The organism is Rhizobium sp. FY34 (assembly GCF_005222845.1).
GTDB lineage: Bacteria > Pseudomonadota > Alphaproteobacteria > Rhizobiales > Rhizobiaceae > Neorhizobium.
In genome coordinates this window covers 64082-89518 of the sequence record NZ_STFZ01000002.1, presented here as the reverse complement: position 1 = coordinate 89518, position 25437 = coordinate 64082, and the positions used below count along the sequence as shown (strand labels likewise).

Genomic DNA, 25437 nt, shown 5'->3' with positions numbered 1-25437 from the left:
CCGTCTCCTACTTGGCCACAGGTGCGGTCAGTGCCGCACGGGCAAGATTGGTTTCATACTGCCGCTTGCCGGAATAATACTGCTTGGGCCATGGCACGGACGTCAGCCCGATTTTTGCAGCCTCATGCAGCACCCAGGCCGGATCTGCCAGATGCGGACGCGCCACGGCACAGAGATCGGCACGGCCGGCGGAAATGATCGAATTGGCGTGGTCGGCTTCGGAAATCGCCCCCACCGCAATCGTTGGAATGCCCACTTCGTTGCGGATCTTGTCGGAAAACGGCGTCTGGAACAGACGCCCATAGACGGGCTGCTCTTCCTTCCACACCTGGCCGGACGAGCAGTCGATCACGTCGGCGCCGGCGTCCTTGAACATGGAGGCAAAGATCGCCGCATCCTCGGGCCTATTGCCGCCCTCAAACCAGTCATGGCAGGAGAGGCGCACCGATATCGGCTTATCGTCAGGCCAGTTCGCGCGAACAGCTGCAAACACTTCAAGCGGATAGCGTGCCCGGTTCGCATGGCTGCCGCCATATTCGTCCTCGCGCCGGTTGGTCAGCGGCGACAGGAAGGCGGACAGCAGATAGCCGTGGGCTGCATGGAATTCCAGCCAGTCGGCACCGGTTGCGGCAGCGCGCCGCGTGGCGGAAACGAAATCGGCTTTCACCCGGTCCATGTCGGCGCGGTCCATGGCTTTCGGGACGGTGCTGTTTTTCAGATAGGGCAGGGCGGAGGCCGAAAGAAGTGGCCATGCACCCTCTTCCAATGGCTGGTCGGCGCCCTCCCAGGCAAGCTTGGTGGCTCCCTTGCGGCCCGCATGACCGAGCTGTATCCCCACCTTGGCGGCACTATTGGTATGCACGAAATCGACAAAGCGCTTCCAGCCGGGGATCTGCTCATCGCTCCACAGGCCAAGGCATCCGGGGGTAATGCGGGCGTCGGGCGAAACGCAGGTCATTTCGGCAAACACGAGGCCTGCGCCACCCAGAGCGCGGGCACCCAGATGCACCAGGTGAAAATCATCGAACAAGCCGTCTTTGGCCGAATACATAGCCATTGGCGACATGATGATACGGTTTGGAAGTGTCACGTCGCGCACCGTATAGGGCGTGAACATCGGTGGCGGAACCGCACCGTCCTTACCCGCCGTCAGGCCGGATTGTTCGGCAAACCAGCGCTCATAGCCCTCCAGCCAGGTCTTGTCGCGCAGACGCAGGTTTTCGTGGCTGATGCGCTGTGAGCGCGTCAGCATGGAATACATGAACTGTTCCGGCGGCAGGGTATCGGCATAGCGGGTGCCCACCACTTCGAACCATTCCATGGCATTGCGGGCAGCATTCTGGATGCGCGCGACATCGACGCGGCGGATCTCTTCATAGACATCCAGCACCGCCGGGATGCTTACCTTGTCGTGGCCGATCTTCTGGAACTGGTTGGCCAGTTCGATTGCATCGTCGATGGCAAGCTTCGTGCCCGAACCGATAGCGAAATGCGCCGTATGCGCGGCATCGCCCATCAGCACGACATGGCTCTGGCCGTTGAAATGGCTCCACTTACCGCAGATCAGCCGCTGGAAATTCAGCCAGGACGAGCCGCGCAGATGGCGCGCATTGGTCATCAGAGGTGAACCTTCCAGCACCTCGGAAAACAGGTCCTGGCAAAAATCGATGGAGCCCTGCTGGTCAAGCTCGCCAAGCTTATGGGCCTGATAGGCCTCTTCCGTCGTCTCGATAATGAAGGTCGAGGTGTTTTCGTCGAACTTATAGATATGCGCCTGGAACCAGCCGTGATCTGTCCTGCGGAAATCGAAGGTGAAAGCGTCGAAAAGCTTGTTCGTGCCAAGCCAGATATAGCGGTTTGGACGGATCACCATATCCGGCTCGAAGATATCGGCATATTTCTGGCGGATGCGGGAATTGACCCCATCTGCTGCAATGATCAGGTCGGCATCGGGGAAATCCAGGTCACTGTCGACATCGGCCTCGAAGATCAGCTCGACACCGAGCGTCTCGCAGCGGCGCTGTAGAATGTTCAACAGCTTCTTGCGGCCAATGCCGACAAAACCATGGCCGGATGTGCGCTGGCGGGTGCCCTTGAACAGAACCTCGATATCATCCCAGTGATTGAAGGCCTGGCGGATTTCCGCGGCACTGTCAGGATCCCAGGCCTGCATGGAGACCATGGTGGCATCGGAAAACACGACGCCCCAGCCGAATGTGTCATAGGGCTTGTTGCGCTCCACCACGCGAATGTGGTGCGAGGGGTAAAGCTTCTTCATCAAAAGCGCGAAGTAGAGGCCGGCCGGGCCTCCGCCAATGCAAACGATACGCATAAGTCTTCCTTCCCTTGCTGACGACGAGGAACTGTTCCGGATTTTTATTTTAAGTTTAAAATAGCGACGCCGGCGGCTGCCCGTCAAGGGACAAAATGTCTATGGTGCTCGTCTGGTGCTCAAAGAACCGCGGCTGCGGCAAGCGGCCGCAACAGTTTGAGCATCTGGATCATTTGTTCCTTAAGGCAGATGTGCTGTCCTGCTGAGACGGTACGCCAAGGGCGTGCGACGCTGGAGGTAGAAAGATGGTCGAACTGAAAATGAAGACGCGTGTGACTGGTGCGACCGCCATGATGGCCGCGCGCGGCCATGCCAGCCTGAAGACAGAGACCGGCGGCATGCTGGATGTGATTACCAGCGTCTCGGAACCGGGCTTCAACCCGCTCGATCTCCTCTATGCATCGCTTGCCAGTTGCCTGGTGCTCAGCGTCAAGGGCGCGGTGGTCAAGCTGCAGATGGTGGAACGATTCGAGGGCGTCACGGCGCATGTGACGGGCGAAAAAGCCCATGACGGGCTGTCGCGCGTGGAAACCATTACCGCTGTTATCAAGATCGCCGGCGACTATTCAGACGAGGAGCGCGAGGCGATCCGCAAGCTGGCAAAGGATCTCTGCACGGTGAGCAATACGCTGACGCTGACCCCGAATGTCGAGGTCAGCGCCGAAGCCATGTGAGGGTAGGCCTCAGTCCTCGTCGGGGATCAGGCTGTCAATGCCAAGCAGCGTCAGTTCGTTCACCACTTTGCTGACGCCGTTGACGCGCCTGACGCGGGCGACGATCTTGCGCGCCGTCTGGTCGTCATCGACTTCACCCTCGATGGTGACGGTCGTGCCGTCGGCACGAATGTCGAGCGTTTCCATGGCAACGATATCGAGTTCCTCGATGGCGTCGCTCACCCTCTCTTCCAGATCGTCGCTTTCGATTACGTCCGGGTCTGCGATGGTGGCGCGATCACGGACAGGTTCTTCCCGTCCATTCTTGTCGGCATTGTCGACCTTGTAGCCTTTGTTACGCTCGAGGTCGAAATTGGAGTCGGTATCGCCATAGGCTGAATTGTCGATCGGATCGGAACCTGCGCCGGCCTGGTCCGCATAGGGCCAGCCCTCATCGATATTGCGGGTGTCATAATCGCGATAATCTTCTTCGCGCGGAAGATTGTTGATGTTTTTCTTGACCGGCATGTGGGTCTCTCCAGTGGTTGGCTGCGCGCACAACGTTTTGCCTGCCGGTTGGTTCGACCTGTTTAGAAAGAAGCCTGTTTCTCCCATTTGCGCACAAGCCGGTCGCGCTTCAGGCGCGAAAGCTGCTTCAGCCAGAAGATGCCGTCGAGTTGGTCGATCTCATGCTGGATACAGGTGGCGAGAAAGCCTTCGGCACCCTCTTCATGGGGCACGCCGCTCAAATCCTGGTAGCGAAAACGGATCGCTGCTGGCCGCTCCACCGTTTCGGTCATGCCGGGCATGGAGACGCTTCCCTCGGTAAAGCGCTGGAGATCGGCCGAGACCGTGAGGATGACCGGATTGATATGCACGCGCACCGGTTCATTGCCTGCAAGCTGGATGACGGATACCCGCCGAGCCTCGCCGATATGGGCCGCGGTGATGCCGATGCCATGTGCGGCCCGCATCGTGTCGATGAGATCCTCGCACAGGCTGGCAAGCTGCGCATCGAATTCTGTCACGGGTTCGCAGGCCTGCGACAGGCGGGGATCTGGATAGGAAAGGATCTGGCGGACGGTCACGACGAGGGCCTCTGCTGTACGAACTGGAAGGGATTGGCTCTGAAGGGCGCCAGATCGACCGGCAAGGGTGGACCGCCGCCCGATATTGGTCTAGCAGGGTTCTTGCAGATGCGCAGTGATCTCTCGGCATCTGTGCTATCCGATTGTTGATATTCAGTTTTCGCAGCCATCTTTTTGCCTTGCCGAACGGCTTTGCAAAGGCTGGTGGCCGCACGGGTGCAAGGCGAGGGCGATGCATGAGCAATATAGATGATGACCGCCTGCGTTCGCCTGCCGATGGCGCTCAGGACGACATCTATGCGGACAACGGCTCGATTCGCGCCGAATTTCTGGCGCTGGTTGGTGCGGCGGTCGCTGATCGCGATATCCTGTTCCTGCGCAATCATGTCGTCAATCTGCACGAATCGGAACTCGGCGATCTGCTGGAATCCATCCAGCCGGATCAGCGCCGGGCACTCGTCAAACTGCTGGGCCACGAGTTCGACCTGACGGCACTGACCGAGGTTGACGAGGCGATCCGTCTCGAAATCGTCGACCAGATGCCGAACGAGCAGATCGCCGCAGCCATCGGCGAGCTTGACTCGGACGATGCCGTCTACATTCTGGAAGATCTCGACCAGGAAGACCGCGACGACATTCTGGCCCAACTGCCGTTTACGGAACGGGTGCGCCTGCGCCGTGCGCTTGATTATCCGGAAAGCTCCGCCGGCCGGCGCATGCAGACGGAATTCGTCGCGGTGCCGCCCTTCTGGACGGTCGGTCAGACGATCGACTACATGCGCGAGGAAGAGGACCTTCCGGAGAATTTCACGGAAATCTTCGTCATTGATCCCACTTTCAAGCTGATGGGCATCGTGGCACTCGACAAGATCCTGCGCACCAAACGCCAGGTGAAGATCGAAGCCATCATGGGCGAAACCAATTACCCAATCCCGGCCGATATGGACCAGGAGGAGGCGGCCCAGCTTTTCGAGCAATATGACCTTCTCTCGGCAGCTGTGGTCGATGACAATGGCCGTCTCGTCGGCGTGCTCACCATCGATGACGTGGTGGACGTCATCCAGGAAGAGGCCGAAGAAGACATCATGCGCCTTGGCGGCGTCGGTGACGAAGAACTTTCGGATACGGTGCTTGCCACATCCCGTTCGCGCGTGCCCTGGCTACTTGTCAATCTGCTGACCGCCTTTCTGGCTGCCACCGTGATTGCCCTTTTCGAGGCCACGATCGAGCAGATCGTTGCACTTGCCGTGCTGATGCCCATCGTTGCCGGCATGGGCGGCAATGCAGCATCGCAGACTATGACGGTGACGGTGCGCGCGCTTGCAACCCGCGATATCGATATCCACAACGCCGCGCGTATCATACGGCGCGAAGCCGGGGTGGGCTTGCTCAATGGCGCACTGTTCGGCGTCCTGATCGGCGTTGTCGCCGGTTTGTGGTTTCAGGATGTGAATATCGGCGGTATTATCGCAACGGCGATGCTGATCAACATGATGGCGGCAGCACTGGCCGGTATTACCATCCCTCTGATCCTCGACAAGGTCGGCGTGGACCCGGCGGTCGCCTCGGCGGTCTTTGTCACCACGGTCACCGATGTGACGGGCTTTTTTGCCTTCCTTGGTCTGGCGACCTGGTGGTTTGCCATCAGTTGATGGCGTATTTATCGTTATACCGACACGCTTGCGACATTTAAGGGGCGCAAAAATTGACTGGTACGTAAAAGTCAATTAATTTGGCACGCTCATATGGGATGCGGGCGTGAACAAGTATTATACCATTACCGAACTGACACGCGAATTCGGGGTTTCCACCCGAACGCTCCGTTTTTACGAAGACGAGGGCCTGATCCAGCCGGAACGGCGTGGGCGCACCCGCTTGTTCCGCACCGCCGATCGGCGACTGATCCAGGAGATCCTGCGCGGACGCCGGATCGGATTCACCATTGCCGAGATCCGCGAAGTCATCCAGGTCTACAAGGAACCGCCGGGCGAGCTTGGCCAGTTGAAGCTGTTGATGAAGCGGCTTGACGAAAAGCGCGATGAGCTGCGCCAGAAGCGCAAGGATATCGACGACACGCTGAGTGAACTCGACAATGTCGAGGAAGCCTGCCTGACGCGACTGGCTGAAATCGGCGTCGGGACGTAGTCGGACGGTCGCTCAGCGGCTGCGCATCGAACACTCTGCGGCAAGGCTCAGCACGCGCTCATCGCTCATTGGGTCTATGTCGCCGCGACGCATCGGCTCAAGCAGCGACTGAGCGACAAGACCTTCGGCAGTACAGCCGCAAAAACGCCTGCACATGCCGGCCTCGTTTCCCTCCGTCGTGCAGGACGCGGTGCAGCTTCGATTGTACTCGGCAACCGGATCCGGCGCTGGCGCCGGATAAACCAGCGAAAACAGGTAGAGAAGCCCGATCAGTATCGGCTGATGGATCAGGTAGAAGATAAGGCTGTGCTGGCCGGCTTTCGTCAGGATATTGGGTCGGGTCTGCAGGCGCGAAAGCACGTCCAAACCGCCGAGATCCCGCACCAGTCCCGCGAGTGCTATGCCGGCAAGCACTGCCGCAAACCACGGAAACAGAGGCACGAAGTCGTTCGAACGTGGCGGTATTTCGGCAAGACCTGTCCAGGCAAGCCAGCGGCTGTCGAAGAGCGGAAAGCCCATGAGGCCGGGCGCAATCCAGGTGTCGAGCAGCATCAGTGCAAAAATCGCAAGCGCGATCAATCCGGTGACCAATGGCGGCAGCCTGAGAAACGCCAGCGCCAGCAGGCTCGAAACGGTAATTGCATGCAGGATGCCGAAGAAGATCCACTCCTGCGGCATGAAAAAGAATGTGGCCAGGCTGATGGCGAGAGCAGCGCCGGCCACCATGGCCAGCCGCCGGCCGAAAGAGGCCCAGCGGATCTGCCGGCCATGCGCCAGAACAAGGCTCACGCCGACGAGAAACAGGAAGGAGGTGGCGATTGTTCGCGCATAGATCTTCCAAAGGCCCTGCGTCGCGGTACCCTGCTCGAGATAACCGAAAAATTCGAGATCCCAGGTGAAATGGTAGGAGGCCATTGCAATGAGCGCGATGCCCCGCACCGTATCAATAAGCGGAATGCGGGGGCTGCGCGGCAGGCCGGAGGCGGTATCGGAAGGAGACAAGCGCTTTCCTATCGTTTGCCGGTGGTTTCGTCCTGTTCCATCAGGGCTTTGCGGGCCTCGGAAAAGAACTGGCGGCGCAGCAGCACGATGATGACGAAGGATGTCGATGCCATGAACATAGTGGGGCCGATGAACCAGCCCAGATAGCCGATCGACAGAAAGATCGTGCGAAGCCCGGCATTGAAGTGGCGGGCTGCAATCACATTCATGCGGAATACTTTTTCCGCTGTCCGTTCGGCACTGGCGCGGTCTAGAGCCGTCTCGCCCATCATCGGCAGGCTGCCAAACAGGATGGTGCAGTAGTTGAACAGACGATAGGACCAGCCGAACTTGAAAAACGAATAGCCGAACAGCGCTGTCAGCCCGACGACCTTGGCCTCGAAGGCGGCGCGGCCGCTGTAATTGACGAAGGCGAGGTCGCGGAACACGGCATCGACCTGGTCGGTGGCGCCGAGCAGGGCAAAACATCCGCCGATGGCGAAGATTGACGTCGATGCGAAAAATGCCGTGCCGTTCTGCAGACCGGCCATGATCTGCGTGTCGATCATCTTCAGGTCGCGGCTGAGCGAATTGTAGATCCATCGGCGCCGATGCTCCGCCATGGCCTGGTTCAGACTGCGGCGTGAGAGAAATGGCTCGCCGCTGGTCAGCCAGGAATAACTGACCCAGAGAAAGGCAAAGTAGGCAAGGGCGATATAGTCGAGCGTGCTCATGGGGCTCCGTGGTGCTTTTACGTGGCAACCGGTTCGAGCTTGCTATGCGTCAGTTCGCGGGCGCCGACAAGCCTCCGGCCGTTCACCATATGCATTGATGGGCCAACCGATCCGCTTGCATGCCTTGAACGCCTGTGCGAAACGCCTGCCTGCATTGCTGCCCATCAATTTTGCAGTTGCGAACTGTGAACGTCGTTAATATAGAGTTAATTGCCTGTGCGCAGCATTTCAGAGCACCTGTAACTGGATTTATCATGGAAGACAGCGTTCAGAAGTCCTGCTGGAGCGTTACGATCAAGGCGCTTTGTGGCTTTGCCGGTGTACTCGCACTTGCCTATATCTTCGGTAGCATCTGATTTTCGCTTGTTCTTGCTGCGCGCGTCGCCGGCCGCTGTTGCCGTAGCGGGCTTGTCGTCGGCGTAGCATTCAGTGTCGGCAAGAAAGCTGGACAGCCACAACGGCTTGATTAGGGTGAGCGTCATCGCTCAGTCTGTCAGCCGGGAATCGCAGTCTCATGTTTCTCTCCGTCTTTGACGTGTTCAAAATCGGCATCGGTCCGTCCAGTTCCCACACTATGGGACCCATGTCGGCCGCCAACCGCTTTCTCGATCTCATTCTCTCGGATGACTGGCCGCGGCCAGCGAGTGCCCAGGTGGTCAGCCTGAAGGCAAGCCTGCACGGGTCCCTGGCCTTTACCGGCATAGGTCATGGAACGGGTAGGGCGGTGATCCTTGGACTGATGGGCGAGCAGCCGGATACGGTCGATCCCGATCGCATGGAGATCCTGCTCGAGACGGTGGAGCGAAGCGGTCGTGTGACACCCGCCGGACACCCGTCCTATGGTTTTGCACCAAAGACGGACCTGGTCTTTGACAAGAAGCAGCCTTTGCCTGGTCATGCCAATGGCATGAGTTTTTCCGCCTTCGACAAGGATGGAAGACTGCTGCTGAAGCGGCTCTATTATTCCATCGGCGGTGGATTCGTCGTCACCGATACGGAACTGGAGGCCATGCGCACCGCCAAGGCGCAGCCCTCGTCCGACCGGGTTCCCTATCCCTTTTCGTCGGCGCGCCAGATGCTCGACATGGCGCGCAGCTCCGGTCTCGGCATTGCCGCGATGAAGCGCGCCAACGAATTGACGAAGATGTCAGCGCAGGCGCTGGATGACGGTCTCGACCGCATCTGGACATCGATGAGCACCTGCATTGATCGCGGCCTGAAGGTTGATGGCATCATGCCGGGTGGCCTCAACGTCAAGCGGCGCGCCAAGGCGATCCATGCGCAGCTGGAAACCGAATGGCGCAGCAACCGCCTGAACCCGCTGCTCGCCAATGACTGGCTTTCCGTTTACGCAATGGCCGTTAATGAGGAAAATGCCGGCGGCGGACGTGTCGTGACCGCCCCGACCAATGGCGCGGCGGGCGTCATTCCCGCCACCATCCGCTATTTTCTGCATTTCCATGAGGATGCAACAGCCGAGGATGTCCACACCTTCCTGCTGACGGCGGCGGCCATCGGCGGCATCATCAAGCACAATGCTTCGATTTCCGGCGCCGAAGTCGGCTGTCAGGGCGAAGTGGGATCGGCCGCCGCCATGGCAGCCGCCGGCCTTGCCGCCGTCATGGGCGGTTCGCCGGAGCAGATCGAGAACGCCGCCGAAATCGCGCTGGAACATCATCTCGGCATGACCTGCGATCCGATTGCCGGCCTCGTGCAGGTGCCCTGCATTGAGCGCAATGCGCTGGGTGCCGTCAAGGCAGTGACCGCGGCCTCGCTTGCCCTCAAGGGCGATGGCACGCATTTCGTGCCGCTGGATGCCGCCATCGAGACCATGCGCCAGACCGGCTATGACATGAGCGATAAATACAAGGAAACATCGCTCGGCGGGCTTGCCGTCAACGTCGTGGAATGTTGATAGCGACACCTGCGCTCTTGACCTTGCGCCCGCTTGGGCGTTGAAGCAGATCCATGGCATTGCATCTCTTGAAACTCTGCGTCGGCGCAGATCATATCCAGGACCTGCGCGACTGGGTCAGCCAGCGTGCGCTGACCGCCATGGCGGCCGGCCTTCAACCGCACAGTACGCATACGACGCGCATGGTGCCCAAGCGTGTCGATGAGCTGCTGGATGGCGGATCGCTCTACTGGGTCATCAAGGGGCAGGTGGCAGCGCGTCAGCCACTGCTCGGGATTGAGACCTTTACCAGCGGCGACGGGATCAACCGCTGCAATCTTGTGCTGGCGCCCGAAGTCATCGAAACCGTGGCCCAGCCGAAGCGCCCGTTTCAGGGCTGGCGCTACCTGACCCCGGAAGATGCCCCGCGCGACCTGGGGGCGCTCGGCGATGATGTGGCTGCCATGCCGGAAGAGTTGCGACGCGAACTCATCGAACTTGGCCTTCTTTGATATGGTCCATGCGGCCAACGGGTCGCATGGCAGATCTCTGGTATTGGATAGAACAGCCAGATGCGCTCAGCGCAATTTCAGCCTGAGCGGCGCACGGCCTGAGCGCGATGCGATATGCAGGTGGATATTCGCCTCCGGTTGCGCCTGTCGCCAAGCGCGCGCACCATGCGACAACAGCAATGACACCAGGTCACGGGTGCGCTCCTTGGGCCGGTTGATCCCAAGCCCTGCCAGCCGCATGGCGGCTTCGTGCAGCGGGTGAAGTGCACTGCCTTTCAGCTTCGACCGGCTGCCGGATGGCAGCGGATAGTCGAGATTATTCTCGTTCATTGCCATGTGTGACCTCGTAAACGCGATACAATCGAGGATCTGTGCTGGAGCCGCTATGGCTCCGGTCGTGGCCGGCAACACCGCCGGCCACCGCCGATTACTGTAGCGACGCCCAGCAGGCGACACCCTTCTTCTTCAGAGCATTACAGGCATTGAGGGCGTCCTTCTGGTCGTCGAAGCCGCCGAAGCGGGCGCGGTAGACCTGGGCGCCACCGGCGGCGACCGCCACCGTGAATGGCTTGGCGGAACGCAATACCTGTCCGCCCTTGTCCTGCGCATTCTGCAGGAGAGACATGGCTGCATCGCGGCTTTGCGATACGCCGATCTGAATGACCCAGCCGGCAGCGGAATTTGCGCTTGGGCGGGTGGATGCCGTGGTGACCGAATCGGTGGCCGGTACGCTTTCCTCGCGCACGGCTGCCTGCGGCATGTATTCCGGCGCAGGTGTAGGCACAGCCATCGGCCGCGCGCCCATGGCAGCGGTTACGGCTGCGGCTGCACCGCGAGCATTCGGCTCCGGTGCATAGGCGGAAGCGCCGGCAAGCTTCTCTTCATAGCGACCGGAAGGAACCGGACCGGCATTCGGCAGCGAAAGGGAAGCTACATCGGATGTGGCTGCCACAACGGCTGGCGATGCGGTGGGTTGAACCGGAACCGGCACGCTTGCGGCTACAGCCACCGGTGCTGCCGGTGTGCGGCTTTCGGCAATCAGGTTGCTTGCACCGCCACGGCTGGCTTTGGGAAGATAGGCTGCCACCAGCTTGCGCATCTGCGCATCACGGGCGCCACCACTGGTACCGCCAAGGACGACGCCAACGATTGAGCGGCCATCGGCCTGGGCGGAGGTGACGAGATTGAAGCCGGCGGCGCGCGTATAACCGGTCTTGATGCCATCGACGCCGTTCACATTGCCCAGAAGACGATTGTGGTTGCCGATGGTCTGCGTGCCGAAGCGGAAGGAGCGGGTGGAAAAATAGGCGTAATACTGCGGAAAGTGCTGCCGCAGCGCGATCCCGAGCCGGGCCTGGTCGCGCGCCGTGGTCATCTGCGCCGTATTGGGCAGACCATTGGCATTGCGGTACGTCGTGCGGGTCATGCCGAGCGCCCGTGCCTTGTTGGTCATCAACTGGGCAAAGCGGGATTCTGAACCGCCGAGGAATTCGCCGAGCGCAGTGGCAATATCGTTTGCCGAGCGCGTGACGAGGGCCTGGATGGCTTGCTCTACGGTGACAGATGAGCCGGCCCGCACACCAAGCTTGGACGGAGGTTCTGCTGCGGCATGGGCGGAAACGGGCACGCGCGAATCAAGGCTGATCCGCCCGGCTTCCAAAGCCTCGAAAGTCATGTAGAGCGTCATCATCTTGGTCAGCGATGCCGGATAACGCAGACTGTCCGGATCTTCGCTATAGAGAACCTTGCCGGTTTTGGCATCGACGACAATGCCCGCATATTTGGGATTGGCAGACGCGTTGTCCGCGCCGACGGCCGCCAGACCGGCCAGAATGACGAAAAAAGCAACGATCTTCATGAAAATCGAGGCGCCACCCTTGGGGAAGGATGTTGTGTTGACGTTATCCAGCACGGCTGCACTCACTCACTGTATTTCAATTGATATATCCGGCTGCGTCCCCCGCAGCATCCGTTCACGGCACAATAGGGGGCTAGCGTTACCAAGTGGTTTATGATGAACAGACCCTTAGGGAACTGGGTCGTGTTTTAGCTGCCTGCTGCGCCGTCTGTGGACAAACGGTTTTGAACGAATGTCTCGATTGCCTCATCAATGGGTTCCCAGTCGGGCAGGAGGGTGGCGGAAAAGCGGTAGAGAACCGTGAGGCCGGAACCGAGATGGATGTCGCGCTGGCAGTCGCCGCTGCTGGGCTCAGGACTGCGTGTCTGGGGTAGCACGCAACGCACGACATAATCGGGCTTTGCTGGTCTGCTTGCGGTAAAGATGGCTTCTCCCGCATAGCCGCTATCGGCCCGCAAGCTGTGCTGGACGAGCCCGTTGCCGACAGCTTTCGGCTCCCCTTCAAACAGGCGGCTGTAGATCGGCTCCAGCCGACCCGACATGTCGCGCGACATGGTCGCCTGCGACAGTTCGATGAAGATCAACTGATTGGCAAGATCCAGCCGGTCGAAGCGGGCTCGGTTCGCCTGGCTGTAACCCTGCATGTCCGGCCAGGTCAGGTAGATGTTGAGCCGTTCGGCTGCACCCGAAGCGCGCTGTTCGCGAAAGCGGATCATGTTGGCCGGCACCTGAAGCATATCGGAGCCGATGCTGATGGAAAAAACCTGTGGGCTGTCCGTATGGCCGGCCAGCGACAGCCGCTCGCCATACCGGTGACCGGCATAGCTGATGCCGGCTGTCAGAAGGGCAAGGCCGGCAATGGCAGAGGTCACCTTCAGGAGGAGGGCATTGGAGACAAGCGCGCTGTCCTCGCTCCGGCAGTCTGCCTGTTCCTGTCGCATGATGCCTGCCCGCCTGTGCTGGAAGGAAACGCCGGATCATCGCGTTCCTGGCGGGCATCATTCGTTAAAGATGGTTAATGCTACGTTAATGAAGAATGGCGCCCGATGAGGGCGCCATGAAGAGGCAGGCGAGGGTGGCCGGAGTGGTGGTGCTGCCTAGCGCTTGACGCTGCTGACCGCCATGGCGCGGCCGTCCTGCAGCTTGACCCATGCACCCGGATCGGAAGACGACTGGCGCTTGAGGAAAGTGTATTCCGTATCGCTCCAGTTCATCACCTTGTTGCGCATGTTGTCGAGAACGAAATCGCCGCGATCGGTGCGCACTGTGAGCACCGCATGGCCTTCGCCATTCGGCTGCAGGACAACCGTGATCAACAGGTCGGAGGCATCGATGCCCTGCGCCATCAAGAGCTTGCGCTTCAAGAGTACGAAATCCTCGCAATCGCCGACCGTGCGGGGATAGGCCCAGCGCTCCTCGACGCCATAGATTTCCTGGTCCGTCATCGGCTGTATGGTCGAATTGACCGTGTAGTTGATGTCGAGGATCTTGCGCCACCTGTCTTCGGTCAGGGTCAACGGGCCCTGATCCGCGCCGGTTGCAGCACATTCGCTCTGATAGGTCTGGCAGAATTCATAGTGCCCAATCGGCGGATTGGCTTTGCCGGTAATGCGCATGGCGCCCGGTCCGGCCAGCGCGGACTGCGTGGACATCAATGTGAGGCAGAGGGCTGCAAGGCCTGATGCAATCGTCTTTGCGTGCGACATTCTGTTACTCCCCGTTCGTTGGGAAGAAGCTCGCACAAGGCCCTTGATTGCTCGCGAAATTTACCAGTTAAAACATAGGCTTATTTGATTCGAATGCCGGTAGAATGCGCGCAAAACTTGATGCGTATTTGAGTGGTATTCACGTTTCATTCGATGTAAATGCGCGTCAAATTTCACTCATACTTATCGAAAATTGTCGGCGTCTGCGGCCAATCGATTGATTCCCCGGCATTTCGCAGAACGGGCCAAGGCGCTACGCGAGGGGTATTCGTGTCTTGCTGCGTTCGGCGAGCCCGATGATGTTGAGGGAAATAACGATGGGCCGGGGTCCGAAATGGGTCTCGGACGGAGAAATTGGCCCTGATTAGTCGCCAAAAAAACTGTGCCGGAGCGAGAAAAAAATGATTCTGGCGCTCCGAATTCGCACACACTGGCCTTCTGTACGCCGTCCGGAGACTGCTCGAGAGATGTAGTGTGACCGCATTGCAGTAAGAAAGGGCCGGGAGCATGTGCTGCCGATGACCAAATGCGGTGCCAGAACGAGGACGCCCGGCAGGTGGGCTGCCGGGCGCTTCAAAACGGGACCAGATGTGTCCGGTTACGGATCAGAGAAAGGCGCGCAGGCTTTCGCGGGTCTGGACGCTGGCAAATTCGATAGCCACGCCCTCGGCGAAGTGGCGCACCACGCGGCCGCGAAGATTGTTGAGCGCGACCGGTGTGCCAACCTCGGGCCGCATCTCGATATCGACGGCGGCACCCGACAGCGACAGATCGACGAGGCGGCAGCTGATGCGCCGTCCGTCTTCCAGTCCGAGTTCGGCGCGTGTCACGCGCGGCGACAGGCGGTCATGGCGACGATCTTCCGGCAGGCCGAGTTCATGACGATTGGCAAGCCAGGTCAGCTGGGCGGCAAGCTTTTCGCGCTTGCGGTCGGTGGCATTGATCGACATGACGAAAGTGTCGTCGAACAACTGCTGCACGGTGCCTTCAAGCCGACCGAGATGATCGATATAGGCAATCACCCGTTCGGCAGGGCCGGGCCGCCCGATACAGGCCATGACCACGTCGCCCGGAGACATTTCGACTGCCGTACAGGGATATTCCTCGTGATTGGCAAGCATCAGTCGGCCGGTCATGTTGACCGAGACGCGCTGGAACGTCCGCGTCGGCTGGATCTGTCGTGCTGACTGGGCGGGCTGAAAGGAAAACATCACAGTCTTTCGTCTGTCGTGTTGCCCTTCAGCCTTACAGGAACCCGGTTAACATATGGTTTTGTCGCTTGCTGGCCACGATCGCCACTCACTCATGGCGCTACCAGCGCAATGTATCGCGGGCCATCTGCGCCAGGCGTTGCGGCGTCAACCGGCGAAACAGAGAATCGTGCGGCAGATCGGTTTCTTCTTCCTCCTGCTCAGCGGCCTGTGCATTGACGGGTGACCAGCGCGCAAGCGTCATGGATGCGCCGGCAAGCGGCGTGATCCGATGGGCGGTGACAAGCGGCATGAAGCAGCCCAGCAGTCGGTCGACGACGCCGCTTGGCGAGCGCAGCGGCATCAACAGCATCTCGCAGGCGACCGCGTCCTCGACAGTCGAAAGCACGATGTCCATCAGAACGGCTTCTTCCATGCGCAGGGCAGCAAGCGCCGCTTCATTTGCGCTGTCGTAGGAACCCTTCACCCACAGCGACAGGAAGCGGGTATCGCGCAGTTCATGGCCAAACAGCTCGCAGACCCGCGTCCCACCCAGGCGAAATTTCAGCTGCGGCCCTTCCCAGTCCAGCATAAAAAGATCGGGTAAGCGGTGACGTAGTGCCGATGGATCGATCTGGGCCCGCGACGGTGCAGCCCGTCCGTGTCTCAGGCTGTTCCAATATGTAAAGACTTCGTTACTGCGCGTACTCTGCATGGTCAAAACTGTCTCGATCCGAGCCGTTTCAGGGCGTCATGCCCGGCTTGTATGAGGCGCAGCGAAAATCATGCCAGTCCGGGTGGATTTTCAGAGACATATGCAAATGGCCCGCGCAGGGCGGGCCATCAGGGTGCTGTTTTGTCAATAGTTTTGCCAGTTAGCCGTCGATGCGCAGAACCAGCCTGTCATCACCGTAGACGGGCGTGATCTTGTAGCCGTCAAGGGTGATCTCGTCGAAGCGACCGCTGAGATGATGGCCGGCGCGGATCAGGGTGAACTCTTGGCCGGCGGACGGCTTGGCGTCACCGCCGAGGCTGAGCGTCAGCTTGCCTCCGGCAAGGACCGTATCCTTGGCCACGGTTATGGCCGCGCCATCGGCCGCAAGGCGCATGTCGATGCCGCCGGTTGCGGCAAGGCTGAGATTGCCGCCGACCTTCAGACCGGCGTCCGACACCACGGCGCGACCACCTGCGATATACACATCGCCCGCACCGAAGGCCGTCGGCGTGGAGGCAATGGCAGTTCCCTCTTCCAGTACAAGGCCGCCGGTAAAAGCATTGCGCCCGGCAAGGGTCAGGCTGCCCGTGCCCTGCTTGGTCAATTTGCCGGCACCGGAGATATCGTTCTTCCAGCTGTCTGCGGCATTGAAGCCGCCCTTGGATGCATCCATGCGGACCGTGACGTCGCCGGCAAAACTGCCATAGCCGTCTGCAGCGGCAAACAGGTTGAGGCGCCCCCAGCCTTCCGCATCGCTGAGGATCGGGAAGCCCGAGGAGATGGCAGTGGATTTCAGCACCACGCGGCGCTGCTCGCCCGTCAGGTAGGGCAATCTGGTCTCCAGCAGCACTTCGGCGCCCTTTGGTACGACGGGCGGCATATCGGTGGCGCTGATCGTCGGCAGGCCATAGGTCAGACGCGGGGCTATGAAGGCGGCATTTTCGCCGCGATCGGCAAACCGGTCGGCGCTCCTTGGCGCAGACTGGCCAAGCGCCATCAAGCCGTCGAACCCGGCAGTACCGGTTTCCTTGGCCATGAAACTCTGCGTCTGCTGGTAAGCATCGGCTTTCAGCGCCGCATAGTCGGCCCGATTGAGGTTATAGGCAACGACGGCCATGGCCTGCATGCGGCCTCCCAACACGTCGAAAGGCTGGTGCATGCCGGCACGAATGCGGTTCTCGCCCATCACCACCGCGCGGGTGACCATTTCCTGGTAACGCTGCGGCACGAGATAGGCCATTACCAGCGCATCGCGCCAGGCTTCGGCCGTATGGCCGCTGGGAAAGCCGCCATCGCCGGCCGGCTTGGTACTTTTCGCCTGTTCAAGCTGCGGCACGACGCGCACATCCTCGCTCCAGCGGTAGGGACGGGCGTATTTGTAGTAGCGCTTTGCCGGTTCGGTGGAACCGTCCTCGCTGCCGGCCTTGACGAGGTCAACCGCCTTGCCCATCGCCTCATTGCCATCCTTGCTGCCGACACCGCGATTATTGCCCTTGTCGTCATATTTGACGCTGGTTGCATCGGCCGGCATGCCGCTGATCGTGGTGGTCTGCTGCACGCCCTTGCGCCAGGCATCCGCCAAAGGACCAAGTCCATCGGTAATGCTGACGCTCTTGCCGCGCCGATCGTCAAGATAGGCTTCCAGATCGTCTTGCGCCGTGTTTGCCCTGGTGGTCTTGACCACATAAGCCAGATTGGCTGCGTGGACCTCCGGATGCTTCATTGTGCCATCCGTCGGGCTGTGCGGCACGCCATCCCAATCTGATTTGGCCACTGCCGGGCAGGCATCCTTGGCAGGAGCATCCTGATCGGCATCGACAAAGGCTGAGCGTGGCGTCCAAAGATCGAGGAAGCCCGAAAGCAGTCGAACGCCGGCATTGGTCTCCAGCGTCGAAAGGCAGGCATCGCCGCGCTGGTTGCTGGCGCCAGTGTCGACATAGGCCGGAACGTCAGAGGGCGGTGCTGCGCTATCGGCCTTGCCAAGGCCTGCCGGCATCGGGGCCAGAGTGATCATCTCGGCAAAGGCTGGGGTGAGGGCGCTTGCCAGCATCAAGCTTGCGGTAAACGAAAAGAGCAGACGGGAATTCATGACGGTCAGTCCTCATCAGGGCAAAACGGGCTTTGACCTGCGCAATAAAGCAAGCATGCGTCAGTTTTCTAACAATCGGAGCGTGTTTCATGTTTTGTGGAGACGGGCGCTGGCCTTGCACTCACCTGCGACGCATGGCGGGTTTGCCGCCGCGCAGCGCTGCTGTATGTCTCCATGTCATCACACAAAGGGATCCGCGCATGGACGATTCGCCAAAGACACCCGCAACGGGCGATGTGCCCCAGCCGGACAGGTCTGCGCCCTCCGGCGAATACCGTGCAGCCCACGCGTCAGAGGCAGAGGCCGGTACCTCTCAGCCGGCCATCAACCTGCCTGGTCCGCTGGTCGCCCTGCTTGCTTTGCTGGTCGGGCTTTATCTCGTCGAAAACTATCTCTTGTCGGATGAGATGCACAGCTACATGCTGTTCGAACTGGCGTTCACGCCGCTGCGCTATGTCTATCCCTTGTCGCAACAGGGGCTGGAATGGCTATGGACGCCGGTCACCTATTCGCTTCTGCATGGCAGTATCGAGCATCTCGCCTTTAACGGGCTCTGGCTTGCCGCCTTTGGTGCGCCCGTATTCCGGCGCATAGGCCTGTCGCGCTTTATCGTCTTCTGGGCCTTTTCGTCGGCCGCTGCCGCCTTCTTTCATGCCATGCTCAATTGGGGGCAGGAAACCATTCTGATTGGCGCTTCCGGCGTCATTTCGGCGCTGATGGCCGCCGCCTGCCGCTTTGCCTTTCCGGCTCGTGGCGGCGGGCTTGGCCGCGCGCATGCGCATCTCCTGCCCCGACAGGGCATTGTCGAGGCCATGCGCAACCGCACGGTATTCATCTTCACGCTGCTCTGGTTCCTCGGCAATGTGCTGATCGCCTTCGGCATGCCGCTGGTCGGGGCGGGCGAGGGCGCAATTGCCTGGGATGCGCATATCGGCGGTTTCCTGTTCGGCTATTTCCTCTTCGATATCTTCGATCGCCCCCTGCCGAAGCGGTGAATGCCGGCCGCCGGGCGGCTTTGCTGCAAGGGCGTGGTCTGCTTGGCTGTTGCAATCGGTGCCACACTGGCGCACCATCCGCTTCGGCGGTGTGTCTCGAGTGGGAGTTCAGTGGCACACAGGCCGATAGGGGATGCTTCATAAGGAGGATTTGATGCCGGTCTCTGTCAGGAACATGCTGGATGCCAAAGGTCGCAACGTCATCTCGGTTAGCCGGGAAAAGACCATGGGCGAGGTGGCAACCATTCTCAATCAAAACCGCATTGGTGCCGTGGTGATCACCAGTCTCGAGGGACGGATCGCCGGTATTTTCACCGAACGCGATCTGGTGCGCTGTGTCGCCGAGCAGGGTGCTGCGGTGCTTGAAAAGCCGGTCTCAACTGCCATGACCACCAATGTCGTGCGCTGCCGCGAAGACACGACGCTCAACGAATTGATGGAAATGATGAGCAGCGGCCGTTTCCGCCACGTGCCGGTCGAAGACGGCGGAAAGCTGGTCGGCATCATGTCGATCGGTGACGTGGTGAAGGCGCGCATCCGCGAAGTCGAGCAGGAAGCCGAGCATATCCGCGCCTATATAGCAGGCTGAGGTTCAAACCCTGCCAGCGGGCGCCCGGCAAAGTTCAGTGGCGCCTGCACAGGGTCTTGCATGCAGCAGACAAGGGCAGCTTCAGACGGCAAACACGGCCTGCATACGCTTCAATTCGTCGATCCGGGCCACGGTCTCCTGGTAGCCGCGGTCTATGGCCTCGCCGGCACGATGAAACTCCGACAGGCCGATATCGCTCAGGCGCGGATGCAGCGCCAGATCGGGTGGATCGCCGGCAAGGCGTGCGCGCGACATGCGATCCTGTATGATGTTGAAGGCCTGCACCATTACGCCTGTCATGCCGATTCGCGATTCTTGTACCTTGGTGTGCTGGCCGGCCACAACCGGCTGGACGCTGGCATTGTGCTTGACGACGGCCGAGCGGCCGAAAATCTCGTAGTTCAGATTGACCGCCACGACGAGCGGCTGCTCATAGGCGCGACAGACGGATGTGGGTACGGGATTGACGAGGGCGCCATCCACCAGTGTGCGGTTATTGCATTTCACTGGCTCGAAAATACCGGGCAGGGCATAGGATGCGCGAAGGCCGGTAATCAGCGAGCCGCTGGTGATCCACACTTCATGGCCGCTATGCAGTTCTGTTGCCACCGCAACGAAGGGCCGGTCGAGCGCCTCGATCGCCATGTCTTCCAGATGTTCCTGCATGCGCTTGGTCAACCGCATCCCGCCGAGCAGACCGCCGCCGCCAATCGTCAGATCGAGGAGGCCAGCAATGCGCCGCATGGTCAAAGAGCGCGCAAAGGTCTCCAACTCGTCGAGTTTGCCGGCCAGATAGCAACCGCCGACCAATGCGCCGATCGAAGTGCCGGCTATCATGCCCACCTCAATCTTTGCCTCGTCAAGCGCGCGCAATACGCCAATATGTGCCCAGCCACGCGCCGCACCTCCGCCGAGGGCGAGCGCCAGCTTGGCCTTGCGCGGTGTCGGCTGTGGAATCGCGGGCTGGACAGGTGGCGTGGTGCCGGAATCTGTCGTTGCGCCATTGGGTCCGCTGCGATTCCAGCTCCAGTTCAGCATCGTATTCCCGTCCTTAAGGGCGAAGATCGCCGAAGTTCCATTGAACGCCCTTAATGGTTTCCAAACCGTTGATCGACGGTTGACCTGCCGAAAAACAAAGCAGTTGCTTAGGCGTGGCCCTTGTCGCCATAGACATGGCCCGGATCAAAGTGACGTTGGTCATCGCTCACTTCAAGGCCTGCTTTACCATTCTCCAGTTTGACGGTGCGATAAAAGCAGGAACGGCGGCCCGTATGGCAGCTGGCATCGTGCCCGGCGACCGAGACTTTCAGCCAGACGGCGTCCTGATCGCAATCGGTCAGCAGCGCCTCGACCTTCTGTAGATTGCCGGAGGTCTCGCCCTTCTTCCAGATCTTGCCGCGCGAGCGGCTGTAATAATGGGCGATGCCGGTCTCGATAGTCAGCGCCAGCGCCTCGCTGTTCATATGGGCCACCATCAGCAATTCGCCGTCGCGGATATCGGTAACGATGGCGGTTACAAGACCGGCCTCGTCGAAACGCGGTGTAAACGGACCCTGGCCTTCGAGGATCAGTTTGTCGGCGGAGGGCGCATCAAATTCGATCGTCATGAGGATAGCTCAGTCTCTGCATCAAAGCCGGATGAGTGTGAGGAAGCGCGCCTGCTCGGTGGCGTTTTTCTGGAAGTCGCCGGTAAATGTGGTGGTCAGCGTCGTCGATCCCTGCTTCTGGATGCCACGCATGGCCATGCACAAATGCTCGGCCTCGATCATTACGGCCACGCCGCGCGGTTGCAGCACGTCCTGAATAGAGTGAGCGATCTGCGCCGTCATCGATTCCTGCGTCTGCAGGCGACGTCCGAACACCTCCACCAGTCGAGCGATCTTGGACAGGCCGAGCACGCGCCCCTTCGGCAGATAGGCCACATGCGCCTTGCCGATGATGGGCACCATATGATGTTCGCAATGCGAATAGAAGGGAATGTCCTTGACGAGAACGAGGTCGTCATAGCCGCCGACCTCCTCGAAGGTGCGACCAAGCACGTCTTCCGGTGACTGGTCGTAACCGCCGAACAATTCGCTATAGGCGAGAGCAACGCGCTTGGGCGTGTCGAGAAGGCCTTCTCGCGTCGGGTCATCGCCAGCCCAGCGCAAAAGAAGACGCACGGCGTCCTCCGCGTCCTGCTGAGTCGGGCGCGCCTCTCTTTGGCCGGCAGGAAAATTCTTCACGATGGCGTCCATGTTTTACGTCTCCTGATGCGGTTTGAAGGCCGCACCTGACCGGTCCGACGGTTCCAGTGCGTCACGCGCCCGTCAGGATTTACGCGCTTTTTGGCCCGCCAGATCTTTTTTTACAAGCCAGTCCTTACGGCTTTGGCTATCGTTTAAGGCAAAACTTTGCGTCTTGATGCCGCGCTGCAAGGCTATCATATAGGATGAGACAGCGCAGTCGGCCAGCGCCGGACGATTGACGCTCTGTTCGACAAGGCGCATTGCGCGGCTTTTTTCGAAAGCAGACGGACAGCACCCATGGACGACATCTACAATAGCAGGATCCTAGAACTCGCCGGCAATATCGAGCGCTCAGGCGTCCTCGACAATGCCGATGCCACGTCTGAAAAGCACTCGCGGCTGTGTGGCTCCAAGGTTCGGGTGTTTTTAAAGCTCAATGCGGATGGCACTGTCGCCGATTTCTCCCATCAGGTGCGCGCCTGCGCGCTTGGGCAGGCCTCGTCCTCGGTCATGGCCCGCCATGTGGTCGGCGCGGCCCCGCATGATATACGCAGCGCCCGCGAGGCGATGCTGGCCATGCTGAAGGACGGCGGCGAGGGACCACAAGGGCGGTTTGAGGAAATGCGTGTCCTGAAACCGGTTAAGGATTACAAGGCCCGCCACGCCTCGACCATGCTGACCTTCGATGCGGTGATCGACTGTCTTGACCAGATCGACGCACAGAAGAGCGCAATGGCGGGCTGATCGATATGTGTCGCCACTGCGAAGAGCTTGAGGAGGATGGCGACGATAGGCCGCCAAGGCGGCGTGGCCGCAACTGGCACGGTTCCTTTCGAAAGACGCCCGGCCGGCTGTTCGGCATGGGCTTCATCCGGCTCTATCAGCTGACGCTATCCGGCTTTATCGGCAATTCCTGCCGCCATATCCCCACCTGTTCGGAATTCGGCTATGAGGCCGTCGCCCGCCATGGGCTCTGGTTCGGCGGTTGGATGGTGGCCTGGCGTTTCGTGCGCTGTGGTCCCTTTGGTTCCTCCGGACTCGACCCTGTGCCGGAAACACTGTCCGCCCGGCAGCGCTGGTGGATGCCCTGGCGATATCGACCGGCGGGACGGATGGCAGAAACGACCAGACCCTGAGCGAGCGAAACTGACCATGCCAATCCCGATGGAATATCATCACGCGACCGCCCAGTTCGAAGCCTTTATGGCCGATCTCCTCGACATCTCGATGCTGGCGACACGCCATCAGGGCTATACGATGCTGCAGGCGGTTCTGCAGGTCTTCCGCCGCCGGTTGACACTGGATGAGGCCATCCAGTTTGCCAATCTGTTGCCGGCGGTCCTGCGGGCCATCTTCGTCAGCGATTGGGATACCAAACAGCAGGTCAGTCCATTTCTGGACCGCGAGGTGATGATGCAGGAGGTGAGGGCGCTGCGCCATAACCATAATCTGTCGACGCCGAGTGCCATCGAGGATGTCACGTCTGCCATCCGCCGCCATATGGACGAAGAAAAGCTGCGGGCGTTTCTCGATCGGCTTCCCGAAGGAGCCCTGGCCTTCTGGGGTCTTCAGGCATAGCCTCTGCCTCTGTCCCCCACACTTTACTCAAAGTCTTTTTTCACTTATCACGCGCACGTCAAAACAGGCTGCCCAGGCGGCCTTATATCACCACCCGCATTCGTTGGCGGGACTGGATAACAGGAGAAAACCATGACCGTTTCCCTTACTTTTCCCGATGGCTCGATCCGTTCCTTTGATGCCGGCACGACCGGTCTGGCGGTCGCCGAATCCATTTCCAAATCGCTGGCCAAGAAGGCCGTTGCCATCGCCATCGATGGTGCGCTGCGCGATCTGTCCGATCCCGTCACCGACGGTCTGATCGAGATCGTGACGCGCACCGATGCGCGTGCGCTGGAGCTGATCCGCCACGATGCAGCGCATGTGATGGCAGAAGCCGTGCAGGAATTGTGGCCCGGCACCCAGGTGACGATCGGCCCTGTGATCGAAAACGGATTCTATTACGATTTTGCCAAGGACGAGCCATTCACGCCAGACGATCTGCCGAAGATCGAAAAGCGCATGAAGGAGATCATCCAGCGCAACAAGCCTTTCACCAAGGAAATCTGGTCACGTGACAAGGCCAAGGAAGTCTTCCTCGCCAAGGGCGAGGCCTATAAGGTCGAGCTTGTCGATGCGATCCCGGCCGACCAGGACCTGAAGATCTACTATCAGGGCGACTGGTTCGACCTTTGCCGTGGCCCGCATATGGCCTCCACCGGCCAGATCGGCACGGCATTCAAGCTGATGAAGGTGGCGGGCGCCTATTGGCGCGGTGATTCCACGCGCCCCATGCTGACGCGCATTTACGGCACGGCCTGGGCCAGCCAGGAAGAACTCGACCAGTATCTGCATGTGCTGGCAGAGGCGGAAAAGCGCGACCACCGCAAGCTCGGCCGTGAAATGGATCTGTTCCATTTCCAGGAAGAGGGGCCGGGCGTCGTCTTCTGGCACGGCAAGGGCTGGCGCATGTTCCAGACACTGACGGCCTATATGCGCCGCAGGCTTGCCAATACCTATGAGGAGGTCAATGCGCCGCAGGTGCTGGATGCCTCGCTCTGGGAAACCTCCGGCCACTGGGGCTGGTATCAGGAAAACATGTTTGCGGTGAAATCGGCCTATGCCTTCACGCATCCGGAAGACAAGGAAGCCGATAATCGCGTCTTTGCCCTGAAGCCGATGAACTGCCCCGGTCATGTGCAGATCTTCAAGCATGGGCTGAAATCCTATCGCGAGCTGCCTGTTCGGCTTGCGGAGTTCGGGCTTGTGCATCGCTATGAGGCCTCCGGTGCTCTTCACGGCCTGATGCGCGTGCGCGGCTTTACGCAGGACGATGCGCATGTGTTCTGCACGGAAGAACAGATGGCGGCGGAATGCCTGCGCATCAACGACCTGATCCTCTCGGTCTATGAGGATTTCGGGTTCAAGGAAGTGGTGGTGAAGCTTTCCACCCGTCCTGACAAGCGCGTCGGTTCCGACGATCTCTGGGATCGCGCCGAAGGCGTTATGATGGATGTTCTGAAGGAGATCGAGGCGCAATCGGGCGGTCGCATCAAGACCGGCATCCTGCCGGGCGAGGGCGCCTTCTACGGTCCGAAGTTCGAATACACGCTGAAGGATGCCATCGGCCGTGATTGGCAGTGCGGCACGACGCAGGTGGACTTCAACCTGCCGGAACGCTTTGGCGCCTTTTACATCGACCAGAGCTCGGAAAAGAAGCAGCCGGTGATGATCCACCGCGCCATCTGCGGCTCTCTGGAGCGTTTTGTCGGCATTCTGATCGAGAACTTTGCTGGCCATATGCCGCTGTGGTTTGCGCCGCTTCAGGTGGTCGTCGCCACGATTACTTCGGATGCGGATGATTACGGTCGCGAAGTGGCAGAAACGCTGCGCGAGGCTGGCCTCATCGTCGAGACCGATTTCCGCAACGAGAAGATCAATTACAAGGTGCGCGAGCATTCCGTCACCAAGGTGCCGGTGATCATCGTCTGCGGGCGTCAGGAAGCGGAAAACCGCACGGTCAATATCCGCCGTCTCGGCAGCCAGGCCCAGACGCCGATGTCGTTGGCCGATGCTGTCTCATCGCTTTCCGACGAGGCGACGCCGCCGGATCTGAAGCGCCGGCAGGCCAAGCGCCTGGCGGCTGCGGCCGAATAACGGGATACATGAAA

27 protein-coding genes are annotated in these 25437 nt (G+C 60.2%); 11 read left to right on the top strand and 16 right to left on the bottom strand.

Going from position 1 to position 25437, the window contains the following annotated elements; all coding sequences use genetic code 11:
- Positions 1-7 precede the first annotated feature (7 nt).
- Positions 8-2332, bottom strand: coding sequence for a bifunctional salicylyl-CoA 5-hydroxylase/oxidoreductase (locus E8M77_RS01470; protein WP_137128841.1), 2325 nt, complete (start codon positions 2330-2332; stop codon positions 8-10).
- A gap of 245 nt (positions 2333-2577) precedes the next feature.
- Between E8M77_RS01470 and E8M77_RS01465 the strand changes: the two genes are divergently transcribed.
- Positions 2578-3006, top strand: a complete 429-nt coding sequence (locus E8M77_RS01465; RefSeq protein WP_137128840.1) for an OsmC family protein — start codon at positions 2578-2580, stop codon at positions 3004-3006.
- A 9-nt stretch (positions 3007-3015) separates the two neighbouring features.
- Here the strand turns inward: E8M77_RS01465 and E8M77_RS01460 are convergent, their stop codons facing one another.
- On the bottom strand, positions 3016-3513 hold the full coding sequence (locus tag E8M77_RS01460) for a BON domain-containing protein (protein ID WP_170975706.1): 498 nt from the start codon (positions 3511-3513) through the stop codon (positions 3016-3018).
- 62 nt (positions 3514-3575) lie between these two features.
- Positions 3576-4073, bottom strand: a complete 498-nt coding sequence (locus tag E8M77_RS01455; RefSeq protein ID WP_137128838.1) for a peptide deformylase — start codon at positions 4071-4073, stop codon at positions 3576-3578.
- A gap of 236 nt (positions 4074-4309) precedes the next feature.
- On the opposite strand from E8M77_RS01455, the gene mgtE reads away from it, so the two are divergent.
- Together mgtE and E8M77_RS01445 are read left to right on the top strand one after the other, a co-directional pair.
- Positions 4310-5725 (top strand): magnesium transporter, encoded by a 1416-nt coding sequence (gene mgtE, locus E8M77_RS01450; protein ID WP_137128837.1) that lies wholly within the window; start codon positions 4310-4312, stop codon positions 5723-5725.
- A gap of 106 nt (positions 5726-5831) precedes the next feature.
- The gene (locus E8M77_RS01445) at positions 5832-6218 is read left to right on the top strand and encodes a MerR family DNA-binding transcriptional regulator (protein ID WP_137128836.1); all 387 of its coding nucleotides are present in this window, start codon (positions 5832-5834) and stop codon (positions 6216-6218) included.
- 12 nt (positions 6219-6230) lie between these two features.
- On the opposite strand, the gene E8M77_RS01440 is transcribed toward E8M77_RS01445, so the two are convergent.
- Together E8M77_RS01440 and E8M77_RS01435 are read right to left on the bottom strand one after the other, a co-directional pair.
- On the bottom strand, positions 6231-7220 hold the full coding sequence (locus E8M77_RS01440; protein ID WP_137128835.1) for a DUF1624 domain-containing protein: 990 nt from the start codon (positions 7218-7220) through the stop codon (positions 6231-6233).
- Positions 7221-7228: 8 nt separating this feature from the next.
- On the bottom strand, positions 7229-7933 hold the full coding sequence (locus E8M77_RS01435; RefSeq protein ID WP_137128834.1) for a DUF599 domain-containing protein: 705 nt from the start codon (positions 7931-7933) through the stop codon (positions 7229-7231).
- Positions 7934-8447: 514 nt separating this feature from the next.
- Between E8M77_RS01435 and E8M77_RS01430 the strand changes: the two genes are divergently transcribed.
- Both E8M77_RS01430 and E8M77_RS01425 read left to right on the top strand, forming a co-directional pair.
- Entirely contained in the window at positions 8448-9848 is a 1401-nt protein-coding gene (locus tag E8M77_RS01430; RefSeq protein WP_137128833.1) for an L-serine ammonia-lyase, read from the top strand.
- 53 nt (positions 9849-9901) lie between these two features.
- Complete coding sequence (locus E8M77_RS01425) at positions 9902-10339, top strand: DUF1489 family protein (RefSeq protein WP_137128832.1); 438 nt, start codon at positions 9902-9904, stop codon at positions 10337-10339.
- 66 nt (positions 10340-10405) lie between these two features.
- Here E8M77_RS01425 and E8M77_RS01420 read toward each other — a convergent pair whose 3' ends face one another.
- From E8M77_RS01420 to E8M77_RS01390, 7 genes are all read right to left on the bottom strand, one after another.
- Positions 10406-10675 carry a hypothetical protein gene (locus E8M77_RS01420; protein ID WP_137128831.1) on the bottom strand — a complete coding sequence of 90 codons (270 nt, stop codon included), beginning with the start codon at positions 10673-10675 and terminating at the stop codon, positions 10406-10408.
- 91 nt (positions 10676-10766) lie between these two features.
- Entirely contained in the window at positions 10767-12197 is a 1431-nt protein-coding gene (locus E8M77_RS01415; protein ID WP_137128915.1) for a D-alanyl-D-alanine carboxypeptidase, read from the bottom strand.
- A gap of 188 nt (positions 12198-12385) precedes the next feature.
- On the bottom strand, positions 12386-13138 hold the full coding sequence (locus tag E8M77_RS01410) for a hypothetical protein (RefSeq protein WP_137128830.1): 753 nt from the start codon (positions 13136-13138) through the stop codon (positions 12386-12388).
- A gap of 156 nt (positions 13139-13294) precedes the next feature.
- Positions 13295-13849, bottom strand: coding sequence for a transglutaminase-like cysteine peptidase (locus E8M77_RS01405; protein WP_246659083.1), 555 nt, complete (start codon positions 13847-13849; stop codon positions 13295-13297).
- Positions 13850-14508: 659 nt separating this feature from the next.
- Positions 14509-15114 carry a PilZ domain-containing protein gene (locus E8M77_RS01400; protein WP_137128828.1) on the bottom strand — a complete coding sequence of 202 codons (606 nt, stop codon included), beginning with the start codon at positions 15112-15114 and terminating at the stop codon, positions 14509-14511.
- A gap of 100 nt (positions 15115-15214) precedes the next feature.
- Positions 15215-15808, bottom strand: coding sequence for a PAS domain-containing protein (locus E8M77_RS01395; protein ID WP_137128827.1), 594 nt, complete (start codon positions 15806-15808; stop codon positions 15215-15217).
- A gap of 160 nt (positions 15809-15968) precedes the next feature.
- A complete protein-coding gene (locus E8M77_RS01390) occupies positions 15969-17897 on the bottom strand; it encodes a phosphatase PAP2 family protein (protein WP_137128826.1) in 1929 nt (642 codons plus the stop codon).
- Positions 17898-18097: 200 nt separating this feature from the next.
- On the opposite strand from E8M77_RS01390, the gene E8M77_RS01385 reads away from it, so the two are divergent.
- Entirely contained in the window at positions 18098-18892 is a 795-nt protein-coding gene (locus tag E8M77_RS01385; RefSeq protein WP_137128825.1) for a rhomboid family intramembrane serine protease, read from the top strand.
- 154 nt (positions 18893-19046) lie between these two features.
- Positions 19047-19481, top strand: coding sequence for a CBS domain-containing protein (locus E8M77_RS01380; protein WP_137128824.1), 435 nt, complete (start codon positions 19047-19049; stop codon positions 19479-19481).
- Positions 19482-19562: 81 nt separating this feature from the next.
- Here E8M77_RS01380 and E8M77_RS01375 read toward each other — a convergent pair whose 3' ends face one another.
- The 4 genes from E8M77_RS01375 to E8M77_RS01360 form a co-directional block, all read right to left on the bottom strand.
- Positions 19563-20519: a patatin-like phospholipase family protein gene (locus E8M77_RS01375; protein ID WP_137128823.1), complete on the bottom strand. Its 957-nt coding sequence runs from the start codon at positions 20517-20519 to the stop codon at positions 19563-19565.
- 107 nt (positions 20520-20626) lie between these two features.
- Positions 20627-21088: a phosphoribosyl-AMP cyclohydrolase gene (gene hisI, locus E8M77_RS01370; protein ID WP_137128822.1), complete on the bottom strand. Its 462-nt coding sequence runs from the start codon at positions 21086-21088 to the stop codon at positions 20627-20629.
- 21 nt (positions 21089-21109) lie between these two features.
- The gene (gene folE, locus E8M77_RS01365) at positions 21110-21718 is read right to left on the bottom strand and encodes a GTP cyclohydrolase I FolE (RefSeq protein ID WP_137128821.1); all 609 of its coding nucleotides are present in this window, start codon (positions 21716-21718) and stop codon (positions 21110-21112) included.
- Positions 21719-21790: 72 nt separating this feature from the next.
- The gene (locus tag E8M77_RS01360) at positions 21791-21970 is read right to left on the bottom strand and encodes a hypothetical protein (protein WP_137128820.1); all 180 of its coding nucleotides are present in this window, start codon (positions 21968-21970) and stop codon (positions 21791-21793) included.
- A 36-nt stretch (positions 21971-22006) separates the two neighbouring features.
- Between E8M77_RS01360 and E8M77_RS01355 the strand changes: the two genes are divergently transcribed.
- The 4 genes from E8M77_RS01355 to thrS all read left to right on the top strand — a co-directional run bounded on the left by E8M77_RS01355 (position 22007) and on the right by thrS (position 25423).
- Positions 22007-22453, top strand: a complete 447-nt coding sequence (locus tag E8M77_RS01355; protein WP_137128819.1) for an iron-sulfur cluster assembly scaffold protein — start codon at positions 22007-22009, stop codon at positions 22451-22453.
- A gap of 5 nt (positions 22454-22458) precedes the next feature.
- Positions 22459-22845 carry a membrane protein insertion efficiency factor YidD gene (gene yidD / locus E8M77_RS01350; protein ID WP_137128818.1) on the top strand — a complete coding sequence of 129 codons (387 nt, stop codon included), beginning with the start codon at positions 22459-22461 and terminating at the stop codon, positions 22843-22845.
- Positions 22846-22861: 16 nt separating this feature from the next.
- Positions 22862-23287 (top strand): DUF2267 domain-containing protein, encoded by a 426-nt coding sequence (locus E8M77_RS01345; RefSeq protein WP_137128817.1) that lies wholly within the window; start codon positions 22862-22864, stop codon positions 23285-23287.
- Between the two features lie 132 nt (positions 23288-23419).
- Positions 23420-25423, top strand: a complete 2004-nt coding sequence (gene thrS, locus E8M77_RS01340; RefSeq protein ID WP_137128816.1) for a threonine--tRNA ligase — start codon at positions 23420-23422, stop codon at positions 25421-25423.
- Positions 25424-25437: the final 14 nt, after the last annotated feature.